The sequence below is a fragment of the Streptomyces sp. NPDC056296 genome (genome assembly GCF_042268605.1).
Classification (GTDB): domain Bacteria; phylum Actinomycetota; class Actinomycetes; order Streptomycetales; family Streptomycetaceae; genus Streptomyces.
This window is the reverse complement of record NZ_JBHJRX010000005.1, coordinates 127,988-148,833: the sequence shown is the minus strand read 5'-3', so window position 1 is coordinate 148,833 and position 20,846 is coordinate 127,988. Positions and strand designations below refer to the sequence as shown.

General features: G+C 69.1%; 20 protein-coding genes and 2 pseudogenes. 5 read left to right on the top strand and 17 right to left on the bottom strand.

What is annotated here, in order from left to right; genetic code table 11:
• Positions 1–40: 40 nt before the first annotated feature.
• The 10 genes from ACFCZF_RS05640 to ACFCZF_RS05595 all read right to left on the bottom strand — a co-directional run bounded on the left by ACFCZF_RS05640 (position 41) and on the right by ACFCZF_RS05595 (position 11,062).
• Positions 41–1,879: a glycoside hydrolase family 3 protein gene (locus ACFCZF_RS05640; RefSeq protein ID WP_376670558.1), complete on the bottom strand. Its 1,839-nt coding sequence runs from the start codon at positions 1,877–1,879 to the stop codon at positions 41–43.
• A gap of 23 nt (positions 1,880–1,902) precedes the next feature.
• Positions 1,903–3,093, bottom strand: a complete 1,191-nt coding sequence (locus tag ACFCZF_RS05635) for a peptidoglycan DD-metalloendopeptidase family protein (RefSeq protein ID WP_376670557.1) — start codon at positions 3,091–3,093, stop codon at positions 1,903–1,905.
• Positions 3,094–3,176: 83 nt separating this feature from the next.
• Positions 3,177–3,749 (bottom strand): C40 family peptidase, encoded by a 573-nt coding sequence (locus ACFCZF_RS05630; protein WP_375911116.1) that lies wholly within the window; start codon positions 3,747–3,749, stop codon positions 3,177–3,179.
• Between the two features lie 40 nt (positions 3,750–3,789).
• Complete coding sequence (locus ACFCZF_RS05625; protein WP_376670556.1) at positions 3,790–4,980, bottom strand: P1 family peptidase; 1,191 nt, start codon at positions 4,978–4,980, stop codon at positions 3,790–3,792.
• The gene (locus ACFCZF_RS05620; protein WP_376670555.1) at positions 4,977–5,822 is read right to left on the bottom strand and encodes an ABC transporter ATP-binding protein; all 846 of its coding nucleotides are present in this window, start codon (positions 5,820–5,822) and stop codon (positions 4,977–4,979) included. The genes ACFCZF_RS05625 and ACFCZF_RS05620 overlap by 4 nt, the downstream gene beginning before the upstream one ends.
• A complete protein-coding gene (locus ACFCZF_RS05615; protein ID WP_376670554.1) occupies positions 5,819–6,844 on the bottom strand; it encodes an ABC transporter ATP-binding protein in 1,026 nt (341 codons plus the stop codon). Before ACFCZF_RS05615 ends, ACFCZF_RS05620 begins: the two co-directional genes overlap by 4 nt.
• A gap of 1 nt (position 6,845) precedes the next feature.
• Positions 6,846–7,709, bottom strand: coding sequence for an ABC transporter permease (locus ACFCZF_RS05610; protein WP_376670553.1), 864 nt, complete (start codon positions 7,707–7,709; stop codon positions 6,846–6,848).
• The gene (locus tag ACFCZF_RS05605; protein WP_375911102.1) at positions 7,706–8,680 is read right to left on the bottom strand and encodes an ABC transporter permease; all 975 of its coding nucleotides are present in this window, start codon (positions 8,678–8,680) and stop codon (positions 7,706–7,708) included. The genes ACFCZF_RS05610 and ACFCZF_RS05605 overlap by 4 nt, the downstream gene beginning before the upstream one ends.
• On the bottom strand, positions 8,677–10,311 hold the full coding sequence (locus ACFCZF_RS05600; protein WP_376670552.1) for an ABC transporter substrate-binding protein: 1,635 nt from the start codon (positions 10,309–10,311) through the stop codon (positions 8,677–8,679). Before ACFCZF_RS05600 ends, ACFCZF_RS05605 begins: the two co-directional genes overlap by 4 nt.
• 130 nt (positions 10,312–10,441) lie before the next feature.
• The gene (locus ACFCZF_RS05595) at positions 10,442–11,062 is read right to left on the bottom strand and encodes a M23 family metallopeptidase (RefSeq protein WP_375911096.1); all 621 of its coding nucleotides are present in this window, start codon (positions 11,060–11,062) and stop codon (positions 10,442–10,444) included.
• Positions 11,063–11,274: 212 nt separating this feature from the next.
• Between ACFCZF_RS05595 and ACFCZF_RS05590 the strand changes: the two genes are divergently transcribed.
• Positions 11,275–11,892, top strand: coding sequence for a TetR/AcrR family transcriptional regulator (locus ACFCZF_RS05590; protein WP_375911093.1), 618 nt, complete (start codon positions 11,275–11,277; stop codon positions 11,890–11,892).
• Between the two features lie 283 nt (positions 11,893–12,175).
• Positions 12,176–12,749: pseudogene (locus tag ACFCZF_RS05585) on the top strand (transposase); the annotation flags it as partial.
• A 21-nt stretch (positions 12,750–12,770) separates the two neighbouring features.
• Here the strand turns inward: ACFCZF_RS05585 and ACFCZF_RS05580 are convergent.
• The 7 genes and pseudogenes from ACFCZF_RS05580 to ACFCZF_RS05550 all read right to left on the bottom strand — a co-directional run bounded on the left by ACFCZF_RS05580 (position 12,771) and on the right by ACFCZF_RS05550 (position 18,481).
• Positions 12,771–13,172: a hypothetical protein gene (locus tag ACFCZF_RS05580; protein WP_376670551.1), complete on the bottom strand. Its 402-nt coding sequence runs from the start codon at positions 13,170–13,172 to the stop codon at positions 12,771–12,773.
• 207 nt (positions 13,173–13,379) lie between these two features.
• Positions 13,380–13,991, bottom strand: coding sequence for a hypothetical protein (locus ACFCZF_RS05575; RefSeq protein WP_376670550.1), 612 nt, complete (start codon positions 13,989–13,991; stop codon positions 13,380–13,382).
• A 396-nt stretch (positions 13,992–14,387) separates the two neighbouring features.
• Positions 14,388–14,723, bottom strand: a complete 336-nt coding sequence (locus ACFCZF_RS05570) for a hypothetical protein (RefSeq protein WP_376670549.1) — start codon at positions 14,721–14,723, stop codon at positions 14,388–14,390.
• 84 nt (positions 14,724–14,807) lie between these two features.
• On the bottom strand, positions 14,808–15,038 hold the full coding sequence (locus tag ACFCZF_RS05565) for a hypothetical protein (protein ID WP_376670548.1): 231 nt from the start codon (positions 15,036–15,038) through the stop codon (positions 14,808–14,810).
• A gap of 242 nt (positions 15,039–15,280) precedes the next feature.
• Positions 15,281–16,600, bottom strand: a complete 1,320-nt coding sequence (locus ACFCZF_RS05560) for a hypothetical protein (RefSeq protein WP_376670547.1) — start codon at positions 16,598–16,600, stop codon at positions 15,281–15,283.
• Positions 16,601–16,665: 65 nt separating this feature from the next.
• Positions 16,666–16,892, bottom strand: a pseudogene (locus ACFCZF_RS05555) (glutaminase); the annotation flags it as partial.
• A 596-nt stretch (positions 16,893–17,488) separates the two neighbouring features.
• Positions 17,489–18,481, bottom strand: coding sequence for an IS481 family transposase (locus ACFCZF_RS05550; RefSeq protein ID WP_376670546.1), 993 nt, complete (start codon positions 18,479–18,481; stop codon positions 17,489–17,491).
• 165 nt (positions 18,482–18,646) lie between these two features.
• Between ACFCZF_RS05550 and ACFCZF_RS05545 the strand changes: the two genes are divergently transcribed.
• Genes ACFCZF_RS05545 through ACFCZF_RS05535 form a run of 3 tightly spaced genes read left to right on the top strand, consistent with a single transcriptional unit; the run spans position 18,647 to position 20,840 of the window.
• Positions 18,647–19,684 (top strand): hypothetical protein, encoded by a 1,038-nt coding sequence (locus ACFCZF_RS05545; protein ID WP_376670545.1) that lies wholly within the window; start codon positions 18,647–18,649, stop codon positions 19,682–19,684.
• Positions 19,681–20,577 (top strand): hypothetical protein, encoded by an 897-nt coding sequence (locus tag ACFCZF_RS05540; protein WP_376670544.1) that lies wholly within the window; start codon positions 19,681–19,683, stop codon positions 20,575–20,577. Before ACFCZF_RS05545 ends, ACFCZF_RS05540 begins: the two co-directional genes overlap by 4 nt.
• Positions 20,574–20,840 carry a hypothetical protein gene (locus tag ACFCZF_RS05535; RefSeq protein WP_376670543.1) on the top strand — a complete coding sequence of 89 codons (267 nt, stop codon included), beginning with the start codon at positions 20,574–20,576 and terminating at the stop codon, positions 20,838–20,840. Before ACFCZF_RS05540 ends, ACFCZF_RS05535 begins: the two co-directional genes overlap by 4 nt.
• Positions 20,841–20,846: the final 6 nt, after the last annotated feature.

The window sequence follows — 20,846 nt, the reverse complement described above, 5'->3', positions numbered from 1 at the left end:
GACGCTTCGGGCTCTCAGCGGTCCGGCCCGTGGTCAAGCGTTACCCAGCGGTGGTGAGGCCGTGCCCGTACGGGTACAGGACGCCTGTGCCGTCGGCGCCTGGGATGGTGACGGGCAGACGGCCTTGCGGCTGGATCTCGCCATGAAGGACACGTACCGCGGATTCGAGGGAGACGGGCGCGTACGAATACGTCGCCAGATAGGTGCGCGTGCCGGGCAGCGCGGCGATGTCGTAGGGGTCGCGCACCGCGATCACGATCACGGGGCGCCCTGTACTCTGCAACGCCGCGACCAGTTCTCGCTGCTCCGGATGGTCGCCGGCCTTGTTGGTGGCGACGACGACCAGGTCCTGGTCCCGTGCCGCCCGTGCGGTCTCCTCGACGCGGGCCGCCGTGGGAGACAGTCCGGTCTCCCGCTCGACGGTGTCGGCCCCGCGGTCACGAAGGGCGGTGGCGAGGGCCGCGGTCGTCGTCGCTCCCCATCCGGTGACGAGGACCCGGCGGTTGCCGGGAGTGAGCGGAAGCACGTCCTCGTCGTCGCGGACCAGGGTGGTGGTGCGGTCGGAGACGGCCTGTGCGGCGGCCTGGTGGTGAGGCGCGCCGACGAGCGCCGACACGTCGGACGGGTTCGTGTACCGGTTCTCGAACAGGCCCTGCCGGAACTTCATACGCAGGATGCGGTAGACGGAGGCGTCGATGCGCTCCTCGGTCAGCTCGCCGTCGGCGACCGCGTCGAGGACGGCCCGGTATGCGACCGCGGTGTTCGGCGGCATCAGGAGCTGGTCGGCTCCCGCCTTCAGCGCGAGTACGGGTATCTCCGCGTCGGTGTGCTTCTGGCGGACCCCGGCCATCTCCAGGGAGTCGGTCACGATGACCCCGTCGTAGCCCAACTCCTCGCGCAGCAGTCCGGTGAGGATCGGCCGGGAGAGAGTGGCGGGCTCGCCGGACGGGTCGAGGCTCGGTACGACGATGTGCGCGCTCATGATGGAGTCGACGCCCGCGGCGATCGCCGCGCGGAACGGCGGGGCGTCGACGCGCTCCCACTCCTCACGGCTGTGGTCGATGACCGGCAGGCCGGTGTGGCTGTCGACGGCGGTGTCACCGTGGCCGGGGAAGTGCTTGGCCGTGGCGGAGACACCGGCGTGCTCGTAGCCGTCGATCTGCGCGGCGGCGAGTGAGGCCACCAGGCCGGGGTCCTCGCCGAAGGAACGCACGCCGATGACGGGGTTGGCCGGGTCCACGTTGACGTCGGCGATGGGGGCGTAGTTCTGGTTGACGCCGACTGCGCGCAGTTCACGGCCCCCGATCAGTCCGGTGGTGCGCGCGTCGCCGGCATCGCGGCCCGCTCCCAGGGCCATGGCGCCGGGGAACTGGGTGGCGGGCGGCCCGAGCCGGTACACGACGCCGTGTTCCTGGTCGGTGGCCACGGTCAGCGGCACCGGTGTGCGGTGGTGCGCGGCGGAGTGCTGGATGCCGTCGGAGAGGGCGGCGACCTGCTGGGGGTTCTTCAGGTTGTTGGTCCAGGCGAAGTACACGATGCCGCCCACGTGGTACTTCTCGATCAGCTGCCGCGCGTTGTCGACGCCGTGGAGGCGGCGGTTGGCGGCGACGTCGGCCGGTGCCGCGGTGTCGGCGCTGTCGCCGTAGACATAGGTGACGAAGAGCTGGCCAACCTTCTCCTCGAGCGACATGTGGCGCAGGGTCTTCATGATCCGGCCGCGCAGGGTGGCGTCGTCGCTGTGGCCGGGGCCGCTCGCGGCGGGGACCCGTGCGGTTGCGTCGCGCGGATGTGCGGCACCGGCGGCCGGAACGGCGCAGGTGAGCAGGAGGGAGGCGGCCGTGAGGGACAAGGCCGTGCGGACGCGGGTGTGTGAGGGCATACGGGCTCCTGGGAGACGAAGGCTCAGCATGTGCCGTTCACCGGTCCGTCGACGCCGGTCCACACGAAGGCGTCGCTCACCCACGTCCCGTCGTCCAGACGGTGCCACCAGGCGGTGGTGCCCCAGCGGCCGGTGTGGGTGGTGCCGGTGCGTGAGCAGGAGATGGTCACGGTCGCCCCGTCCGCGAGGGAACCGGCCGTCGCGTATCCGGTGCCGGGTCCGGTGCGGCGGGTGAGGGCGGCACCGCCGTTCGCGTCGACGACCCCCTGGGTGAAGCCGAGCGGGCCGTGGTTGTACAGGGCTCCCCCGGCCGTGACCCGTCGGCTGCCGTGCAGGGCCGAGCCCTGGTAGGCGCCGCCGCCGTTCTGGAGGACCCATTTGCCGAGGTTGTGGCCGGCGATGTCCGTGTAGGCGTCGTTGTGGCGCAGCCCGAAGTGGACGTGGCGGCCGCTCGCCGCGCCGCCGCAGGTGACGTCGGTGCCGGTGTGGCCGAGGAACGCGCCCGCACTGACCGGGCGGCCGTCGGCGGTGATGTTGTCCCACAGATGGTAGTAGTCGGTCGCGTAGCCCCGGTCGTGCAGGACGCGGATCCAGCCCGTGCACATGGTGTAGGCGGTGCCCGAGCGTACCGCCCTGACGATCTGGTCGCCGCCAGCGAAGTCCAGCGAACTCCACGGGGCGGCCGCACCGGACCAGCCGTGCGGTCCACCGGCCATGGTCCAGCTCTGACCGGTCGCGTAGGGCAGGGCCATACCGGTGCGGAAGTCCCCGCCGGCCATGGTCCGTCGGCCGGTCTCCCCGGTGGAGAGCAGGCTCCGTTCGCGTGTGTTCATGAGGGGGCTGCTGCGGGCGAGGCGCGTGAAGGCCGGCTCACCGTCGAAGGTGACCCGCCAGCCGGACGTGCCGCGCTGGGCGAGGAACAGCCGGCCTTCCGGGAGTCGCGGAGAGCCGGGGGCGGTGGCGAGCACCGCAGTGCCGAAGGCCCACGCGTCCGTGTGGCGAGTGACCTTGATGCGGGTGGCGGTCGCGGCAGCGACGGCTCGGGAAGCGGTGGAGTCGAGTCGGGCCGCGACGGCGGCGTTCAGGCCCGCGTCGGTGTCCGCGGGTGCGGCGGTGGCACGGGAGGGAAGGGTGAACAGGCAGGAGGCGAGGAGCGCGAGGGCACAGACGGCAAGGCGTCTGACGCCTGGCAGGGAAGTGTCACGAGCGGACATGGGGCGTCCTTCCGGCGGGGTGGCAGTCCGGCCCGCCGCTGGGGGGTGGGGCCGTGCGGGCGGCGGGCCGGACGCTGGTCGGGTCAGTAGCCGTTGGGGGTCAGTACGTCGACGTAGATGGGGTCGCGTTCGGTGCCGCCGAGGGTGACCGTGTCGTACTTGACCCGGCCGTAGTAGGCGTTGGCATCAATGGCCTGGCCGTTGCCGATGTAGACGCCGGTGTGGTCGAGATCGCCGCCGTAGCGGATGCCGTCGTGCGGGTCGGTGTCCCAGAAGATCAGGTCGCCGGGGCGCGGGTTGCTGGTGCGGCGGCCCTGGTTGATCTGGCCCTGGAGCCAGTAGTTCAGCTGGAGGCCGCGGCCGGTGGCCTTCTTGGTGCCGTCCCAGATGGCGTGGCGGTTGAGGCACTCGCAGTCGACGCGTGCGGTGCCGCAGGTCCAGCCGTACGCGAGCTTGTAGGGGGTGCCGAGGTAGGCCTTGGCCGCGTTGACGACGGCCTGTCGGACGCCCGCCGCCTGCGCCTCGGTCGATATGGGTGCGGGGGCGGCGGTGGCGGGCGAGGCGAGGCCGCCGGCGAGGGCGGCGACGGCGGCCAGCGCGGCGATGGTGCCGTACCGGCGGCGCGGGCTCGTCTTCGTGGGCCTGGGCTGCTGCATGCGGTCTCCTTGTGGGAAGGGAGCCTTCGGCATCGCGGGTTCAGTCGAAGGCGTGGTGGTCACGCAGCAGGTCGATGACCTGCTGGTGCGGCAGGGCGGGCAGGTGGTGCCCGTCCCTCCCGGTCATGGGGGTGTTGGCGACCAGTGCGTCGGCCACGGCTTCCTCGACGCAGTGCACGGTGGCGTCGAAGAGCCGGTCCATGTCGCCCCAGGGGACGAACAGGAGTGAGTCCAGCCGCTCCGCCCGGTGGCCGGCGGGGTAGTGGCTGGCGAGCGCGGAGGGGTTGGCGGTGGAGAAGGCGAGGAACAGGTCGCCGGAGAAGTGGGAACCCGTGGTCCCCGAGCGAGCCAGGCCGAGCGGGACGCGTCGGGCGAGGGCCGCGCACTGACCGGGCAGCAGGGGGGCGTCGGTGGCCACGGTGACGATCACGGAGCCTGCTCCGGAGGGGACCGGCGCTCCGGCGGCGCCCAGTGGGTCGTCGTGCCGCAGGTGCCGGCCGACGGGGACGCCGGCGAGGGTCAGTTCGTGCCGGGCGCCGAAGTTCGCCTGGACGAGGACGGCGACGGTGTAGGTGGTGTCCGCGTGGATGATCAGGCGGGAGGCGGTGCCGGTGCCGCCTTTGAAGCCGTAGCAGCTCATGCCGGTGCCGCCGCCGACCGAGCCTTCCTCCAGCCGGCCGCCGTCCGCCGCGTCGAGGGCCCGGCGGGCGACGGCGGGGGTCACGTGGTCGCCGTTGATGTCGTTCAGGTAGCCGTCGTAGGTTTCGGCGACGACGGGCATGTGCCACCGGTCGCGCAGGTCCGGGCGTACCGCGTTCAGCCAGTCGATCGCACCCCGGTGACAGGCTCCGACGGCGTGTGAGTTGGTCAGCAGCACCGGGGTGGCGAGGGCACCGGTCTCGTTGATCCACGCGGTGCCGGTCATCTCGCCGTTCCCGTTGAGGACGTGCACCCCGGCCGCGCACGACGTGCCGAGGCCGTCCCGCCCGCGCGGCAGGATCGCGGTGACCCCGGTCCGGACCGGGCCGTGCCCCGTGTCGAGGGGGCCGTCGCCCTTGACCAGGGTGACCAGGCCCACTTGGACGCCGGGCACGTCGGTCAGCGCGTTGTACGGGCCCGGCGTACCGGTGAACGGCAGACCGAGCCCGCGGGCCCGCACGCGTCCCGAGGGGGTGGAGTGGTGGGGGTCAGCCGGGGGGTTGGTGGTGTGCTGCGCCGTGGGTGCCGTCATGCGGGGTCCTTCGTGCGGGCGGCCGGGTGGGCCGGAGCGTCGAGTGCGAGTCGGGCCGCGGTGATGTCGTGCACGTTCCATCCCGGGTGTGGGACGGAGGCGCGCAGCAGCCGGGTGTAGGGATGGGCGGGTTCGCGCAGGACCTCTCGGGTGGCGCCGGTTTCGACGATCGCGCCGTGCCGCATGACGGCGATGGTGTCGGTGATGTGTGCGACGACGGCCAGGTCATGGCTGATGAACAGGTACGCGATGTCGGTCTCGGCGCGAATGTCGGTCAGCAGGTTGAGGACCTGTGCCTGGACGGAGACATCGAGGGCGGCCACCGCCTCGTCGAGGATCAGCAGCCGGGGTCGCACGGCGAGGGCACGCGCGATGGCGACCCGCTGCCGCTGTCCGCCGGACAGTTCGCGGGGCAGTGCGCCGGCTTCCCTGGGGCCCAGGCCCACGAGGTCCAGCAGCGAGGAGACGCGGCCGCGGATCGTCGTGGCCGGGGTGCGGTGGAGGCGAAGGACCTCTGCCAGCGTGTCGTGGACGGTGATGCGTGGGTCCAGGGAGAGGTAGGGGTCCTGGAAGACCATCTGGATCTGGCGCGCCCGCTCCAGTCGGGCGGCCTTCGCGAGGCGACGGCCGGGTGGTCGCGGCCGGCCGTCGAAGGTGACGGTGCCCGCGTCGGGTGTCTCCAGTCCGAGCAGGATGCGCGCCAGGGTCGTCTTGCCGGAGCCGGACTCCCCGACGAGCGCGAGGGAGCCACCTCGCGCTATCCGCAGGGTGACGTCGTCGACCGCACGGGTGTCGCCGAAGTGCTTGTGGAGGCCGTCCACGGTCAGCAGCGCTGCACTCATCGGGCAGCCACCTCCGCCGGGTGCAGGCAGGCGACCTGACCCGGTGCGGATGGCTCGTCGCCGATGGCGGTGAGGGGGACGCTGCCGCGGAGGCAGGCGTCGGTCGCGCCGTCGCACCGTGGGGCGAAGCCGCAGCCGGGTACGGACTCGTCGAGTCCGAGGGGACGGCCGCGCACCGCGTCGAGCCGGTCGGCGGCGCGGTCCAGCCGCGGACGGGAGGCGAGGAGCGCCGCGGTGTACGGATGGCGTGGTGAACGGAACAGGTCGGCTGCCGGGCGGTGTTCGACGATGCGGCCGGCGTACATCACGTAGATCCGGTCGCAGATCGCGCCGGCGAGGTCCAGGTCATGGGTGACGAACAGCAGGCCGAGATCGCGTTCGGCACGCAACCGCGCCAGCAGGGCGATCACCTCGGCCTGGATGGACATGTCGAGGGCGGTCGTCGGTTCGTCCGCGAGCAGCAGCCGGGGTTCGCCAGCCAGGGCGGCGGCGATCATGACGCGCTGGAGCATGCCGCCGGAGAACTCGTGCGGGTACCGCCTCAGCGCCGTGCGGGGATCGCGCAGTCCGACGGCCGCCAGCAGTTCGGCCGCCGCGGTCGTCGCGGCGCCGCGGGTCAACCGGTCGTGCGTGCGCAGCGCCTCGGTGAGGAAGTCCCCCACGGTGCGGAGCGGGTTGATCGAGGAGCGCGGGTCCTGGAACACCATGGCCGCGTCGCGGGCACGCATACGTCGTCGTTCGCCGCGGGTCATCGTCAGGACGTCTCGGCCCGCGACTCGGACGGAGCCGTCGAGGTGCGCGCGTGCGGGAAACAGGCCGAGGGCGGCGCGGCAGGTGACGGACTTGCCGGAGCCGGATTCGCCGACGAGCCCGACGGTCTGTCCGGCGTGGACGGTGAGTGAGACGTGGTCCAGGACGGGGCGCGCCGCTGCCCCGCCCGGCAGGGTGACCGACAACCGCTCGATGCTCAGCACCGGGTGCTCGGTGCTCGTCACCGGGGCGGCCTGTGTGCTCTGTGCCATGTCAGCGCTCCCTGCGGGCGACGCGGTCGGCGAGGGTCTCGCCGACGACGGTGAAGACGACGACGGTCACCATGACGGCCAGTACCGGTGCGGCTGCCGACAGCGGTGAGCCGGCGAGGACCGCCTGCTGTGCGATCTGGATCTCCGAGCCCCAGTCCGGTGTGGGTGGCTGCACACCGAGACCGAGGAAGGAGAGGACGGCGAGGTCCAGCAGGGCGTAGCCGAAGTTGAGTGTGGACTGCGCCAGGAGCACCGGGGACACGTTCGGCAGGACGTGACGCAGCGCGATGGCCGGTCCGGAGAAGCCCTGCACCCGGTAGGCGGTGATGTAGGGCTTGAGTTGTTCGCCGATCGCCGCGGCGCGCACCAGGCGGGCGACGTACGGCGTGTACGCGACGCCCATGGCGAGCGTCGGGGCCAGCAGCCCTGGACCGGACACGGCGACCACGACCATCGCCAGGAGCAGGCCGGGAAAGGCGAAGACGAGGTCGAGACCGCGCGAGATCACCGTGTCCACCCAGCCGCCGCGCCAGGCGGAGACCAGCCCCAGGACCGCGCCGAGGACCGAGGAGACGGCGACGACACCGAGCGGGCCGAGCAGGCTGGTCCGGGCGCCGTGGATGAGGCGGGAGAGCGTGTCGCGGCCGGAGAAGTCGGTGCCGAGCGGGTGGTCGAGGCCGGGCGGGGCGAGCGAGGCGCCGAGGTCGGTGTACTCGGGGTCGTGCGGGGCGAGCAGCGGGGCCAGGACCGCGGTGACGACCAGCACGCCGAGGACGACCAGCGACACGGTGAACAGCTTGCCCCGGCCGCCCAGGTGCCGCAGATGCCGGGTTCCGGGCCGGCGGCGTACGGTGGCGACACTCATGCGGTGACCTCCTGACGCCGTGCGGTGCGGCGGCGTTCACGGAGCCTCGGGTCGACGAGGGGTGCGAGGAGGTCGACGACCGTGTTGGCCACGACGAACGCCAGGACGGCCAGGAGGCTGACGGCCTGGATGACCGGAAGGTCCTTCGCGGTCACCGACTCGACCAGCAACGATCCGACGCCGGGCAGGCCGAAGGCCACTTCCACGACCGCGGTCGCCACGACGAGCCCGGCGACCACCAGGCCGGTCACGGTCATGACCGGCGGCAGCGCGTTGCGCAGCACATGGCGCCGTACGACCCTCGCCTCGGGCAGACCGCGGGCGCGCGCCACCTCGACGTGCTCGCGGCCCAGTTCGGTGAGCATCGACGTACGGGTGATCCGGGCGAGCAGTCCGGTGATCGACAGCGCGAGCGCGAGCGCCGGCAGCGTCAGATGCCACAGCCGGCCCGTGAATCCCTCGCCGGGGCCGAACACGGGGAACCAGCCCAGGCCGACGGCGAACACCCCGGTCAGCACGATCGCCGCGATGAATCCCGGCATCGCCGACGACACGGTGGAGGCGATCACGACGGCGCGGTCGGCGAGTCCCGGCCGCAGGGCGCCCAGGGTGCCGAACGCCAGGCCCGCCACCAGGCTGAGCACCGTGGCGTAGCCGGTGAGAAACAGCGTGGTGGGCAGGCGGGAGGTGATCAGTCCGGCGACGTCCTGACGGAACTGCACGGAGCGGCCGAAGTCTCCCTGGAGCGCGCCGCCGAGCCAGTGCGCGTACTGGGCGGGCAGGGGGTCGTCGAGCCGGTACTGGGCGCGGATCTGCGCCAGGACCTCGGGATCGACGGACCTGCCGCGCAGCAGGAAGGCGGCCGGGTCGCCGGGGGCGATGTGCACGAGGCCGAACACGAGGACCGAGGTCGCCAGCAGGGTCAGGGTGAGTCCGGCCAGTCGGCGCAGTACGAACCTGGTGGTGTTCACCGGCTCGTGCCGATCTCGGCGGCCCAGGGGTAGTACAGGTAGGCGTTGGTGGCCGGCGCCCCGGTGATGCGCTTGTTCATGAAGAGCGTGCCGGGTGTCTGCACCAGCGGTATCCACAGCAGTTGTTCGCTGACGACGCGCTGTGCGCGTGCCGTCAGCTCCGCCCGCTTCGCCGGGTCGGGCTCGGCCAGGGCGTCGGTGATCAGCCGGTCGTATCCGGCGTCCCGGTAGCCGCCGTAGTTGGCGAAGCTCTCGCTGTGCCAGTTCTGGTAGACCTGGAGCGGCTGGGCGATGTCGGCGTACCAGCTGGTGTGGAAGAGGTCGACGCCTTCCCGGGCCTTCGGGTCACCGAAGAGGGCGCCGTAGGCTTCCGGTGCGACGGCCTTGATCTTCACGTCCAGGCCGATGCGTTTGCCCGCGGCCTGGACCTCGGTGCCGATCAGCGGATTGACCGACCCACCGTTGCTCGCGGCGACGACGATCGGCCGGGAGGGTTTGCCCGCTTCCCGCACGAGCCGTTTCGCCTCGGCCAGGTCCTGTTCGGCCGGCGGCAGTGCCTTCCACGCCTTGTCGAAGACGGCGCGGGCGGGTCCCTTGCCCCACGTGAACTTGGAGGCCACGGCACGGGACGGCTCCGCGTGGCCGCCGAAGGCGGTCTTGGCGAAGCCCTCGCGGTCGAGGGCCAGTGACAGGGCACGGCGCAGCCGGACGTCGGCGAGCGGGCCCTTCAGGTCGGCGACGACGAGGTTGACCGTGGACGTCGTGGGACCGAACGTCAGCGTGCCCTTGCCCGAGGCCCGCAGGCGGGCGAAGCTCGTGGCGGCCACTCCGTAGGCGCCGTCCACCTCGCCGGAGACGAGGGCGTTGGTGGACGTCGACACGTCCTTGAGGAAGACGAACTCCACGGACGCGGGCTTCGCCGCACGGGCGGTGTCCCAGTAGGCGTCGTGCCGTTCCAGAGTGATGGAGCGTCCCTTCGACCAGCGTTCCAGGCGGAACGGCCCGGTGCAGTTGAGTCCCCCGTCCGGAGTGCCGAACCGCTTGCCCAGCTTCCGCAGCGACGCCTTGCTCGCCACCACGCCGGGCGGGGCCGCCATGAGCTGGTTGAACAGCGCGTCGGGGCGGGCCAGCTTCACCGTCACCCGGTCGGGGCCGCTCACCTCGATGGAGGAGACGTTGGCGTAGGCGGTCGACCAGTAGGAACCCACCTCAGCGTCGCGGTGCCGGGACAGGCTGTGGGCGACGTCCTGCGCCGTCATCGTCGTACCGTCGTGGAACTTCACACCCCGGCGGAGGGTGTAGACGTAGGTGAGCGGATCAGGGTGATCGACAGCGCGCGCGAGGCCCGGCCGCACGGAGAAGTCCGGGCCTATGCGCATCAGGCTCTCGCACACGTTGGACAGCACCGTGTTGGGCGGGTAGTCGTAGCCGTACACCCAGTCCAGCGACGGCGGTTCGGTGCCGACGTTCCAGCGCACGGAATCGACGGGCCCCTTCGCCGGTGGCGTCGTGATCTGGAGTTCCGTCGTCCGGGGGTCGGACGGAGCGGAGCCGGTGGATTGCTGACAGGCGGTCGAGGCGCCGACCAGGCAGAGCAGGGCCGCGGTCAGACGCAGGGGTTTGGAGATCATGCCGTGATGCCTCGCAAGGGACGCGTGCGCGGTGGCGCGTGGGAAGAGGAGGCGGGCGGACGGTGGTGTCCGCGGTGCCAACAAAGACGTGGGCACGGCCGGGCGGGACCGGGAAGCGGTCGCGGCGCGCTCAGGAGGGCAGGCCGAGGGCGTCCCAGAGGATGAAGGGGTTCATGTCCTCGCACGGTCCGACGGGGCTCGCCCCGTGGTTGCCGCGGGCGGCGCGGAAGTGGACGTGGGAGTGGTTCAGGCCGTCCGCCTCGGTGCCGACCTTCGCCCACCGGGCGCCCCGGGTGAACGTGGTCCCCACGCGCATCTCGGAACCGTCCAGCAGGTGCCCGAGGGTCAGGCTCATGTCAACAGAGGGGAAGTAGACCTGGATCCACCGGTTGTAGCCGCCCGGGTCGTAGCCGCGTCCGACGACTCTGCCGCGGCCCCAGGCGTACACGCGGTTGCCGGTCGGCGCGCCGACATCGACGCCCTTGTGCCGCTGGTCGCCGTCGCAGCCGAACCGGTAGCCGGGGAAGAACTCGTTGTAGTGCGAGGTCGTCACCCCGCCCTGGACTCCCCACCACGTGCCGGCGGGCAGTTCCGCCGCCACCGCCCGGGCGGTGGCGGACTTCTGGTCGGGGGCCGCGGCGGCGGGCGCGGCCGCCATGAGGCCGGCGACCATGGCCGCGGCCGCCGCCAGGACGGGGAGCGAGCGCGGGAGCGAGCGTGGAAGCGATCCGATGAACGCTGATCTGGGCATGTCGGCCTTCCTGTCAGCGGTGCACAGGGCGCGACGGCAGGGGCCGCCGCGCCCGTTCGAGAACGTGAGCACGACACCTCGGACGAACCGCCGAAGGGGCTGGTTAGTTATTCGTACGAGACGACAAAAAACTAGAGAGCAGTGGTGTTCACGTCAAGAGGCCGGGGCTAGCATGAGCGCAAGACGCATGAACCCCCAGCCGAGGAACGCGATTGGCCAGACCCAGACAGCAGGACGCACGCCGGGAGCACCTCGTCGGCGCCGCTCGCGCCGCGATCATCCAGCGGGGCCTCGGCGCCACGAGAGTGCGGGACGTCGCCGACCAGGCGGGGGTGGCGACGGGCACCGTCACCTACTACTTCCGGGAGCTGGACGAACTCTTCGACGTGGTCTTCGCCGAAGCCGTCGACCGGTTCTGCACCGACCGTGAACGGCAGGCCGACTCCCACGACGACCCCCGCCGGCGGCTCACCGCCGTCCTGAGGTCCGGCCTGCCCACCGGGCCGGACGACGAACTGTGCTGCCTCCTGTACGAGTTCTCGCCCCAGGCCCGACGCCGGCCCGGAGACGCCCTGCTCCGCAAACAACTCTACGAACGTCAGGTGGCCCTCTACCAACGCATCCTCGTCGACGGGGCCGAGCGTGGCGCCTTCACCCTGCGCAGCCCCGCAGGGCAGGTGGCCGCGAACCTGGTCGCCCTCGAGGACGCCTACGGCTACCACGTCATCGCCCAGACCTCCATGCGGCGGGACGATGCAGAGCAACACATCTTCGGCTATGCCGCCCTGGCGACCTCCGCGTCCCTGCCCTCCCTGGAGGACACCCGGTAACAGCTAACAAGCTCGTGCACGTTGTGAAGTGAGACGTCGAGAACCTCGGTGTGGCCGTTGCAACGCGCGTGCAGGGCTGCCGCCCGGGGTCGCTGGGAGCCCGCGGCCCGGCTCTTCGAGGACGCCGGTCAGGACTGGGAGCGCCGCTCCCTGTACGCCCAGCGGTTGGGGGGCGTCGCCGCCAGAAGGAGCGACCGTTGGCTGAAGGCATGGGAGGAGGCCCGGCCCGGAGACCCGGACGCCGCGCTCGTGGTGGCGCGTGCCAGAGTTTCGTACGCGTGGGGCACCGAGGATGGCCGAGCGTCTGGTCGAGGACATCTTCGACGCGCTGGACGAGCAGACCGTGACCGTTCCGGGGACCAAGGCGGCTGCACTGATCGTCCCGAGCTTGGCCGGATCCCTGACCACTGTCCTTGACCAGCGGAAACTGCTGGCCGGGCGGATCGAGGAACTGCTGGAGGCCCACCCTCTTTCCAAGGTCCTGACGTCGATGCCGGGCATCGGCGTCAGGACCGGAGCACGGATCCTGATCGAGGTCGGCGACGGCAGGACCTTCCCGACCGCCGGCCACCTCGCCGCCTACGCAGGACTCGCCCCGGCGACCCGGAGCTCGGGCTCCTCGATCCGCGGCGAACAGCCTTTCCGGAGAGGAACAAGCAGCTCAAACGCGCCTTCTTCCTCTCCGCGTTCGCCGCCCTGGGCGACCCTCCGTCCCGGGCCTTCTACGACAAGAAGATCGCCCAGGGCAAGCACCACATCCAAGCCCTGCTCTGCCTCGCCGACGCCGGGCCGACGTCCTCTTCGCGATGCTCCGCGACGGAACCTTCTACGAACCCCAGCCCGCGCGTTCAGTTTGAGCAGACACCAGGCCGAGGGCTTCACGACTCTTGCTGACCTGCGAACTCTCGGTACTCGTCCACAAGTTGGAAGAAGGCGTCAAGCGGAGGTTCGCGAGGAAGGTTCTCTATGATCGCAGCGTCCCACCCGGTCGCCATCGCCATCGACCATCCACGGGTCCGGCTGAGCCAAGAGGCAAACCCTCCACTTCCACGGTGGAACTCGAACGCCTCGTGCACATCGTGGACCTGAAGGGCGAGGTGGTAGCCGAACATCATGACCGCCAGTTCCTGCAATGAGCCGTCTCGCACCCATGCATTCGGCCGCCGCCGAACGGCATCCAGCAGGTCGTAGACGTCCCGCCACTCTTCGACGGGCCGCCCCTTCGGCCCTCCATCTGCCGCCCCCACCGCATCTCCCTCCCCAGCTGATATCACCAGCAACCTAACCCGTCACCTTGACGAACTAGATAGGGGCCCCATGTCCCATCTCAATCGATCCGGCCTGTCGGCGGCGCTTCAACCTGCGACGACCAGATCAGTCGAGACGCTGTCTGGCTGGGAATCTCAAGGGAACTGTCCAGAGAAGGCGGGGGCGGATGCGATCTCAGTTGACCTGGTCCGGCTCCGCTGCCGTGGCATCTGATGCGCTCATTCCCGGCTGGAAAGAGGAGCGCGTAGCTCGACGCGGAGTCGGACGGAGGTGTCGACGGGCAGTCCCGAGCTGGAGTGGCGAAGATCGTTCGAGTAGCGTGCGATGAGGTCCAGATCCCGCAGTTGCCGCCGCAGTTCCAAAACGAGCGCTTCGTCCGTGTCCTCGGGGAGTTCGCCTTCTTCTTGCTCAGCCAGGTGCTCGAGGTGCTGGTCGATCGCCTCGACCGCCCGGCCACTGGTCCGGACGGCGAACTCCTGACAACTGAACAGGTAGGCATGCGCGGCATACAGCGTCGCCGACGCAGCCGACTCGTCCGCGTCGTCCGGCCCGTCCTGGCCGTCGTTGTGGCAGTACTCGCTGAGTAGGTACTCGCCGACCCCGTGCTTGACGGCCGAGAAGGCCGCCGAGTCACCGAGGACGCCCTCCCACACGGAATCCAGCAGAGGTCGCAGACTCACGGTGGACGGCGCCCGTTCGTCCTCGGGCAGTGCCTCGTGCCAACTCATCAGGCGTTCCGCCGCACCGGCGGCGAACACACCACGCTCGCCGGCCGACGCGGCCTTCAGCCGCTCCTCCACCAGCATCGAAAGCTCCTGCCACGTATCCATTCAGCCCACCCCGCAGCCGCGACACCGGCGTGCTTTACGCCAGCAGGCCGATCATCGCAGTCACCAGTGACAACTCCGTACCCGAGCCCTCACCGGCCGCTGCGCTCACCGGCGAAGGCTGCCTGGCTGCCTGCCTGGCTGCCGACAGGTGTCCTGGCGGACCAGATCCTCTGAGATGCCGAGCGAAGCGGACCAGACGACTCGATACCCGCGACCAGATCGCCTGAGACGGGACACCCCACGATGCCAACAGAGAATCGAACGCGCGTGTCCTGTGCCACTGCTCTTTGGCCGATTGCCACTGAAGTGAGACTGAGCACGATAGGTGGCCCTTGAGCACGCGTGTTGGCCTCTGAGCGTGTCAGCTAGCCCGCAGACGTGATCCGCGGCGCGGGTTCAGGTGCCAGTCGCTCGGGCCGAGTGGGGTCGGGCGCGTAGGACTGGCAGCCGGGCGCAGTCTTCGGGTCTGGCCAGGCTCTCGCCCAGGGCCAAGAGCGAGAGGAGTTGCACCGGTCGGCTGGCTGCGGCAGCGGCTTCGAGTTTGTGATGGCCGTCGAGGAGGAAGTGGGTCAGGCCCCAGTGGCTGTAGTAGTCGGTCGACATGTCGAGGGCGGGCGCGCACACGTCCAGCGTGGAGATCGCCACCGCCGTCGGGACCGTTCCCCGCTCCATGAGCGCCACGTACTCCTCTACACGCTCCCTCTCGTTCCACGTCGGGGGAACCATGGGCACGACGAACTCGTAGAGGTGGGCGTCCGCGTCGACGGAGGTCTCGAAGGTCCGGTAGTACGGGGTGTGCGGATACTCCGGGAGGCCTCAGAACTGGTCGATCCCCCACGTGGTGATCTGTTCGCCGCTGAAGTAGTCGCCCTGCTGGCCGGGGACGACCAGCCGGGGTTCCACTCTCAAGAGCAGCGGAAGGTACTCGCCCTCCGGCAGCAACGCACCGAACGCGTCGATCACGCCGCCGTCGTCCGGATCGTCCAGTACACGGGTGAGCCGTCCCTGCACGCTCTCCAGGGACACCTTCTGCCTCGCAGTCTCCAACCGGCGAAACAGGAGCGGGCACGTTCCGCAATATGCGCTGAGCTCGAAGGCAGGCTCGTCGTCGACCATGAGCAAGCGTCGCCGCGGCCCGCCGCCGATCTCCTGCCGTTCCGCCTCGTTTTAGGACCCCGTCCGCTGCTCCGGACCTCGAAGTCGCCGCTGGCAGCTTTCGGCAGCCTGCCTCGGCGGCCTGCCTCGGCGGCCTGCACATGGCCGTCGCGTGGTCCTTGCCGGTGAGGGCGTCAGAGAAAGCGGGCGCTGGACACCGGACCCGCTGACGACAGGCCCGCCCGATCGCCCCGCAGCCAGGTGTCGCGGACAGCGGACACGAAGTCGGTGAGCCTCTCGACCGGGTCGGCGGGCGTCGCTCCGTCCCCCTCGTCGGACGTGGCATCGGCAGCCAGGATGTCAGCGGCGATTTCCTCCTCCGGCCTGCTGTCGGGCGCGCCTCGCTCGACGTCGCCGTCCTCGCCGGCGCGCAGCTGCCCGTCCCAGGGCGCCGTCGCCGACTGGTGCAACAGCGTGACGCTGTCGGCGGCGACGACCGGCGGGTCGGTCCAGTTGCTCGCGTGTTCGTGCAGGATCTGGCCCGGCGTCCGCTCGAAGAGCCTGCCGAGGATCTCGGGCCCTTCCTCGGTGCCGGCCACGTCGTTCAGGTCGTAGGCGACGACGACCGTCTCCTCGCGCTCGGGCGCGAAGGGCTCCGCCGGCAGCTCCAGAAGTCGGGCCGCCGCCAGCCCGAGGATGCGGCTGGCCCGGTCGGGCAGCAGGGACACCGATGTGGGACGCACCCCGGCTGCGCCGATGATCGCCTTCAGCCGCACCAGTCCACCCAGGCACTGGTCGTGGGTGTCCTGCAGCCAGGCGAAACGCCCGCTCATCCCCGCGCCGAACCCGTACGGGGACAGGGTGGTGAGCACGGTGCCGCCGATGACGTACTGCCAGCCCCGCAGATCGGTGGCGTCCAGCGGGCTCACTGGTCCGGCCCCGGCGGCCCGCTCCAGCATCGCGCGCTGGCGGGCCCGCGCGGGCAGCCACATCGCATCCTGCGGATCGGGCAGCCGCGCGTGATGACGGCGGGCCAGGGCGAGGTCGCCGGCCATGAGCGCGTTGAAAACCAGCAGATAGCGGTCCGGCCAGTCGGCGAGCCCTCTCTCGTGTGCAGTGAGCACGTCAACAGCCTCGCGGTGCCGGCCCTCGCGCTCGTACGCCGAGACCAGTTCCCGCAGGATCACCGTGGAGTCCGGCGACTGCCGCAGCGCCTGGCGCAGGGCGGGTATCGCCAGGTGAGGCACGCCGCGCTCGATGCACGCGTAGCCGAAGTCGTAAAGTGCGCGGGCCTTTTCGGGGCGGGCGGTCAGGGCGTCGGCGGCCGTGCGCAGATCCTCGAAGCCGGCGCGTCCGGCGATCCGGGCAACCACGGGGGCGAGCTGGTCGAGCGGCAGGTCGTCGGTGCCGTGCCGCAAGTGGCGCAGGGCAGCCGGGATGTCATCCTCGTCAAGGGCCTGCCAGGCCTGGAGGAGTTCGGGCGTCTTCGGGCGGCGATACCTGCGCGAGAACATGCCTCGGATCTTTACCGATGGCCCCCATACCCCTCAACCGCATTACGCGGGCGGAAAGTAGGCCGTCAGAACTCCGGCAGCCCTGTGAGCGTCGTAAGGCGGTCCAGGACCCCCACCCCGGCCGCCGGGTTGCCGCGCTCGTTCAGCTCGGTACTCCACACGCGCAGCGTGCAGCGGCCCGGCACGACGGCGATGTCTCGCCTCCCCCGCCCCTTGTGCCGGGCAGGCCCATCCGATAAGCGAAGCCGCCCGCGGCGTCGTGCGTCCCGCGGATCAGCACGCTCGCGTTGATATCGCTGCCAGGTAGGAACCAGCGTCAGTGCCGCAGGGAACTGAGCTCCGTAGCTGTCCATCGTGGCCAACTACGGAGCTCAGTCGCAGGCACAACGGTTTGCGAGCGGAGCACGACAGCTTGCGAACGAGTCGCCAGTGACTCTCTGGACGGCGGCTTGAGGGAGCTGCCCTGTCCCCGCGATGTGTAGGCAGTCCGGTTCTTCTGTAGGCGGGTGCGTCAGGGTCCCGGTCATGTGTAGGCAGGCCCGGCTGGAGATCCGTGGACCGGAGGTCACCGGCTTCGTCAACTCCGGCCTAGAGGCGCCGGTTGTCGGACACGGCCTCGCTGGGCTGTTCCCGCCCGACCTCCCCGGATACTACGACGGTGCCGAGGTCTCAGTGTCGGTCGCGTTGGAGCTGGTCCGGGCCATGACACAGGCTGCGGACGAGGAGTTCTGGGAACGAGTACGCGCAGAACGGGCCGCACCGCAGATGCTCCTCCTGGAGGAGACCGACCTCCGCAACGCGATCCGCTGGCACCGCCTCACCGAGAACAACCTCGATACCGTCCACGCCGTGCTCGGCCCACGCGCGCTCCTGACCGTCTGGCCCGACCTAGATGTACTGCCCAGGGACGTTGGTCAACCTGGTGACGGGTGGTTTGCCGCCGGTTGCGGTGTGGGGGCGGTGGTGATTGTAGTGATGGAGCCAGGCCGGCAGGGCTTTGCGGCGGGCTGATTCGCTGGGGTAGAAGCGTCCGAGGGCCCAGCCGTCGGCGAGGGTGCGGTGGAAGCGTTCGACTTTGCCGTTCGTCTGTGGCCGGTAGGGCCGGGTCTTCTTCGGCGTGATGCCGAGTTCGGTGCAGGCGCGGTTCCAGTGGCGGGAGCGGTAGGCGGAGCCGTTGTCGGTCAGGACCCGCTCGACGCTCACGCCGCGGGCGGTGAACCAGGCCACGGCGTGGTGCAGGACGTCGACCGCGGTGTCGGCCGTCTCGTCGTCGCGGATCTCGGCGTAGGCGACGCGGGAGTGGTCGTCGACGACGGTGTGGACGAAGGCGGTTCCCAGCAGCGGGCCGCGGTACTTGTTGCGGGGCTTGTCGGGTGTTGCGGCACGGTTTCTGCGGCCCTGGACGCGTCCGACGTAGCGCCAGCCGCCGCCGTCGGGGACGTTGCCGAGCTTCTTGACGTCGATGTGGAGCATGGCGCCGGGGTGGGGGTGTTCGTAGCGGCGGACCGGCTCCCCGGTGGCGCGGTCGATGTGGGAGAGGCGGTTGATCCGGCAGCGGGTCAGGACGGCGTGGACGGTCGAGGCGGGCATGCCCAGCCGTCCGGCGATCTGGACCGGTCCCAGCCGCTGCTTCCAGCGCAGGTGCACGATCTTGCGGACCTGTGGCTGAGTGGTCCGGGCCGGGCTCCTGTGAGGCCGTGAGGACCGGTCGGCCATCGCGGCCGGCCCTGATTCGGCGTACCGGTCGGCCCACCGCTTCGCGGTGGCCCAGGACACGTCGTAGCGCTCGGCTGCACGGGCGATGGGCCATCCCTCATCCACGATCAGACGCGCCAGGCGAAGACGTGCACGGGGCGTCAGAGCGGCGTTAGCGTGAGACATGAAGGCCTCCTGGTTGGCGGAGCGGTTCTTCGACAGCTCCACTCCACAACCGGAGGCCTTCGCCGTCCTACAGATTCAGACCGTGTCGTCGCACAAACTCGACCAACCTGGCTGGGCAGTACATCTAGAACACACGTATATTCCGCACGACGAAGGAGCATTGCGGTGGGTTTCAAGGGAATGGACGACGTCCAGGCTCCCAAACTGGCAGCGGCGGTCGACGTACTTGGGGGGACACTCAGCGTACAAGGGGGCCTGATCAGCGGAATCATGGCCAAGTGGGATGCGAAGGCAGAAGGTGTCTCCGACTTTCCCAAAAAGTCCACTTGGGCACGGGACGAAGCCAAAGATATTCGCCGCCGCTTGGGAATCTCTCTCGATGATCCAGAAGCAGTCCTAACCTTTGCTGGCTTGGCCGGCGTACTGGAGACTTGGCAGGAATTTAAGGACGGAACACTCAAGGACATCAAGACGCCTCTCAAGATCCTAAAGATTCCGACAGCCATAGAGGCGTCACTGCGTCTTTACAAGATGTGGGCTCAAGGTCAAAATATCGACGGGGCTCGAGCAGTGTATGAGCTCAACAAGTATTTTGGCTCGGCGGCGTCTCGCATCAAGGCTACGCGCGGCGAACTGCTACAGGAACTCCTCAAGGCCCAAGGGATCAGAAACCTTTATAAGGAGCCCTGGAAATGGCAACAGACAGTTCGTGCAGCGCTGGTCAAGATTAAGGTTCCATACGCTGATAAGCTCTTCAAGAATGCGCCGGGAGCAGGCGCACTAGCCCGACGGGTATTCTTGCCTCTCACCGTTGTCCACGGCGTGAAACAAATGTTCTTGCCGGACCATGAAGGGGCTCGGGGCTGGGTTGACCGCGGCATGGGTGGCATCGAAGCGGCTGGCGCCGTGGCGGTCCTTGGCGGCGCCAGTATGGCTACGGCGCTTGGCGCATCTGCCGCAGTGGCCGCAGCCGTCCCTGTCGTTGGCTGGGTCGCACTCGGCGTGACTGGTGCCTACTTTCTAGGAAGCTGGGCCTGGGACAAATGGGGAGACGACATCACAGCCGGAGCCGAAAAGGCATGGGACGCAACTCAAGAGTGGGCGGGAGAGGTGAAAGATAAAGGTGAAGAGATTGTCAACGGTGCAAAGAGCGCCGTCACGAACCTAGTTCCTAACGCAATCCAAAAGTATAAGTTCTGGTGAACAGCATAAAGGACAAGGTAATGCACACTCCCGAAATCGACATGGATCTTGACGAGTTCCGTGAAATCCTCAGTGACGCTTTGAAAGAAGGAGGAACTCAGCATCTCCTCAGGCTCACAGACGAGGAAATCGCAGTCCTCGATCCCGATTCTCTGACAGAATGTGTTGCTCCTACACCCAGGCTCGGCGAGCTCTCGGCACAAGAGCGCGAATGGGCCTATGCTACAGCTCTGCGCTCCCTCGTTTCACGAGAGGCCGTCGAGGTGGGAAACATTGATGAACTGGACTCCGTCGTTCGAAGGGCCAAGAACTCCAACGACGCAGCGGCAGGCACCACTCCCTCAGGTATTGACCTTGATCTGCGCATCACCCCCGAGCTCAGTCTCGCGCTGACTCTCCGGAGAACGGCTACCCAAGCCCTTGCCGTCGAACAGAACACTTCGGGCGGTGCCACACATGCTCTGGTATATGTTCATTCGGTCGACCTCTATCTCGTGGAACGTGTGACGTCGGGAGGGCTTCACGCATTCACTCTGGCGAGCTCCGCGGAGGATGCGGCACAGCTGGTACAAATGTTCGTCGATCCTTTTGATGTCGCGGACAAAGATGGCCCCACCCATCACTTGACACCCGAGCAAATCAGTCAGGATAACGTCGGTCGGTCTCTGACCGAAGCAATCAATGGCGCCCTCGTAGTCAGTCAGGTTGTACTTCTCGCTGACCGCCCCGGTCCACTCCTCACAACCTATGCCACTGACCGCATGGTCTGGACCGTATTCGTAGAAGCGCCCAACTCTCAAACGGGAATCCAAGCTCGACCGGTCGGAAAGCTTACTTTGAAGAAGATGATTAGTCAGTTGCTGATTCCCGAAAACGCCAAGGAGTCAGAGTGACTCGAGAGTCAGAGTGCCGCGAGGATCTCCGCAAACTCAGGAAGTACGCCGACGAAATCGACCGCGCATGCAACAACGTGCAACTCCTTTCTGGCGAGGCAACCTGGAAGGGTCCTAAGAGTGAACGGTTCCGCAGCGAGTGGGCTACCCACAAGAAGCAGATATACAACGCGCTGACTGATGCCCGAGCTGCAATGGCAGCCGCACTCAAGCGCGTGGAAGAGGAAGAGGCCGAGAAGAAAAAGCCGGGAAACGGAAGCTAAGTTTTA

What these genes read in the sequence shown, in the direction of transcription:
- ACFCZF_RS05640 (WP_376670558.1), bottom strand. Translation starts at nt 1,879, where the DNA reads ATGCCCTCACACACCCGCGTCCGCACGGCCTTGTCCCTCACGGCCGCC.
- ACFCZF_RS05635 (WP_376670557.1), bottom strand. Translation starts at nt 3,093, where the DNA reads ATGTCCGCTCGTGACACTTCCCTGCCAGGCGTCAGACGCCTTGCCGTC.
- ACFCZF_RS05630 (WP_375911116.1), bottom strand. Translation starts at nt 3,749, where the DNA reads ATGCAGCAGCCCAGGCCCACGAAGACGAGCCCGCGCCGCCGGTACGGC.
- ACFCZF_RS05625 (WP_376670556.1), bottom strand. Translation starts at nt 4,980, where the DNA reads ATGACGGCACCCACGGCGCAGCACACCACCAACCCCCCGGCTGACCCC.
- ACFCZF_RS05620 (WP_376670555.1), bottom strand. Translation starts at nt 5,822, where the DNA reads ATGAGTGCAGCGCTGCTGACCGTGGACGGCCTCCACAAGCACTTCGGC.
- ACFCZF_RS05615 (WP_376670554.1), bottom strand. Translation starts at nt 6,844, where the DNA reads ATGGCACAGAGCACACAGGCCGCCCCGGTGACGAGCACCGAGCACCCG.
- ACFCZF_RS05610 (WP_376670553.1), bottom strand. Translation starts at nt 7,709, where the DNA reads ATGAGTGTCGCCACCGTACGCCGCCGGCCCGGAACCCGGCATCTGCGG.
- ACFCZF_RS05600 (WP_376670552.1), bottom strand. Translation starts at nt 10,311, where the DNA reads ATGATCTCCAAACCCCTGCGTCTGACCGCGGCCCTGCTCTGCCTGGTC.
- ACFCZF_RS05595 (WP_375911096.1), bottom strand. Translation starts at nt 11,062, where the DNA reads ATGCCCAGATCAGCGTTCATCGGATCGCTTCCACGCTCGCTCCCGCGC.
- ACFCZF_RS05575 (WP_376670550.1), bottom strand. Translation starts at nt 13,991, where the DNA reads ATGGATACGTGGCAGGAGCTTTCGATGCTGGTGGAGGAGCGGCTGAAG.
- ACFCZF_RS05560 (WP_376670547.1), bottom strand. Translation starts at nt 16,600, where the DNA reads ATGTTCTCGCGCAGGTATCGCCGCCCGAAGACGCCCGAACTCCTCCAG.
- ACFCZF_RS05550 (WP_376670546.1), bottom strand. Translation starts at nt 18,481, where the DNA reads ATGTCTCACGCTAACGCCGCTCTGACGCCCCGTGCACGTCTTCGCCTG.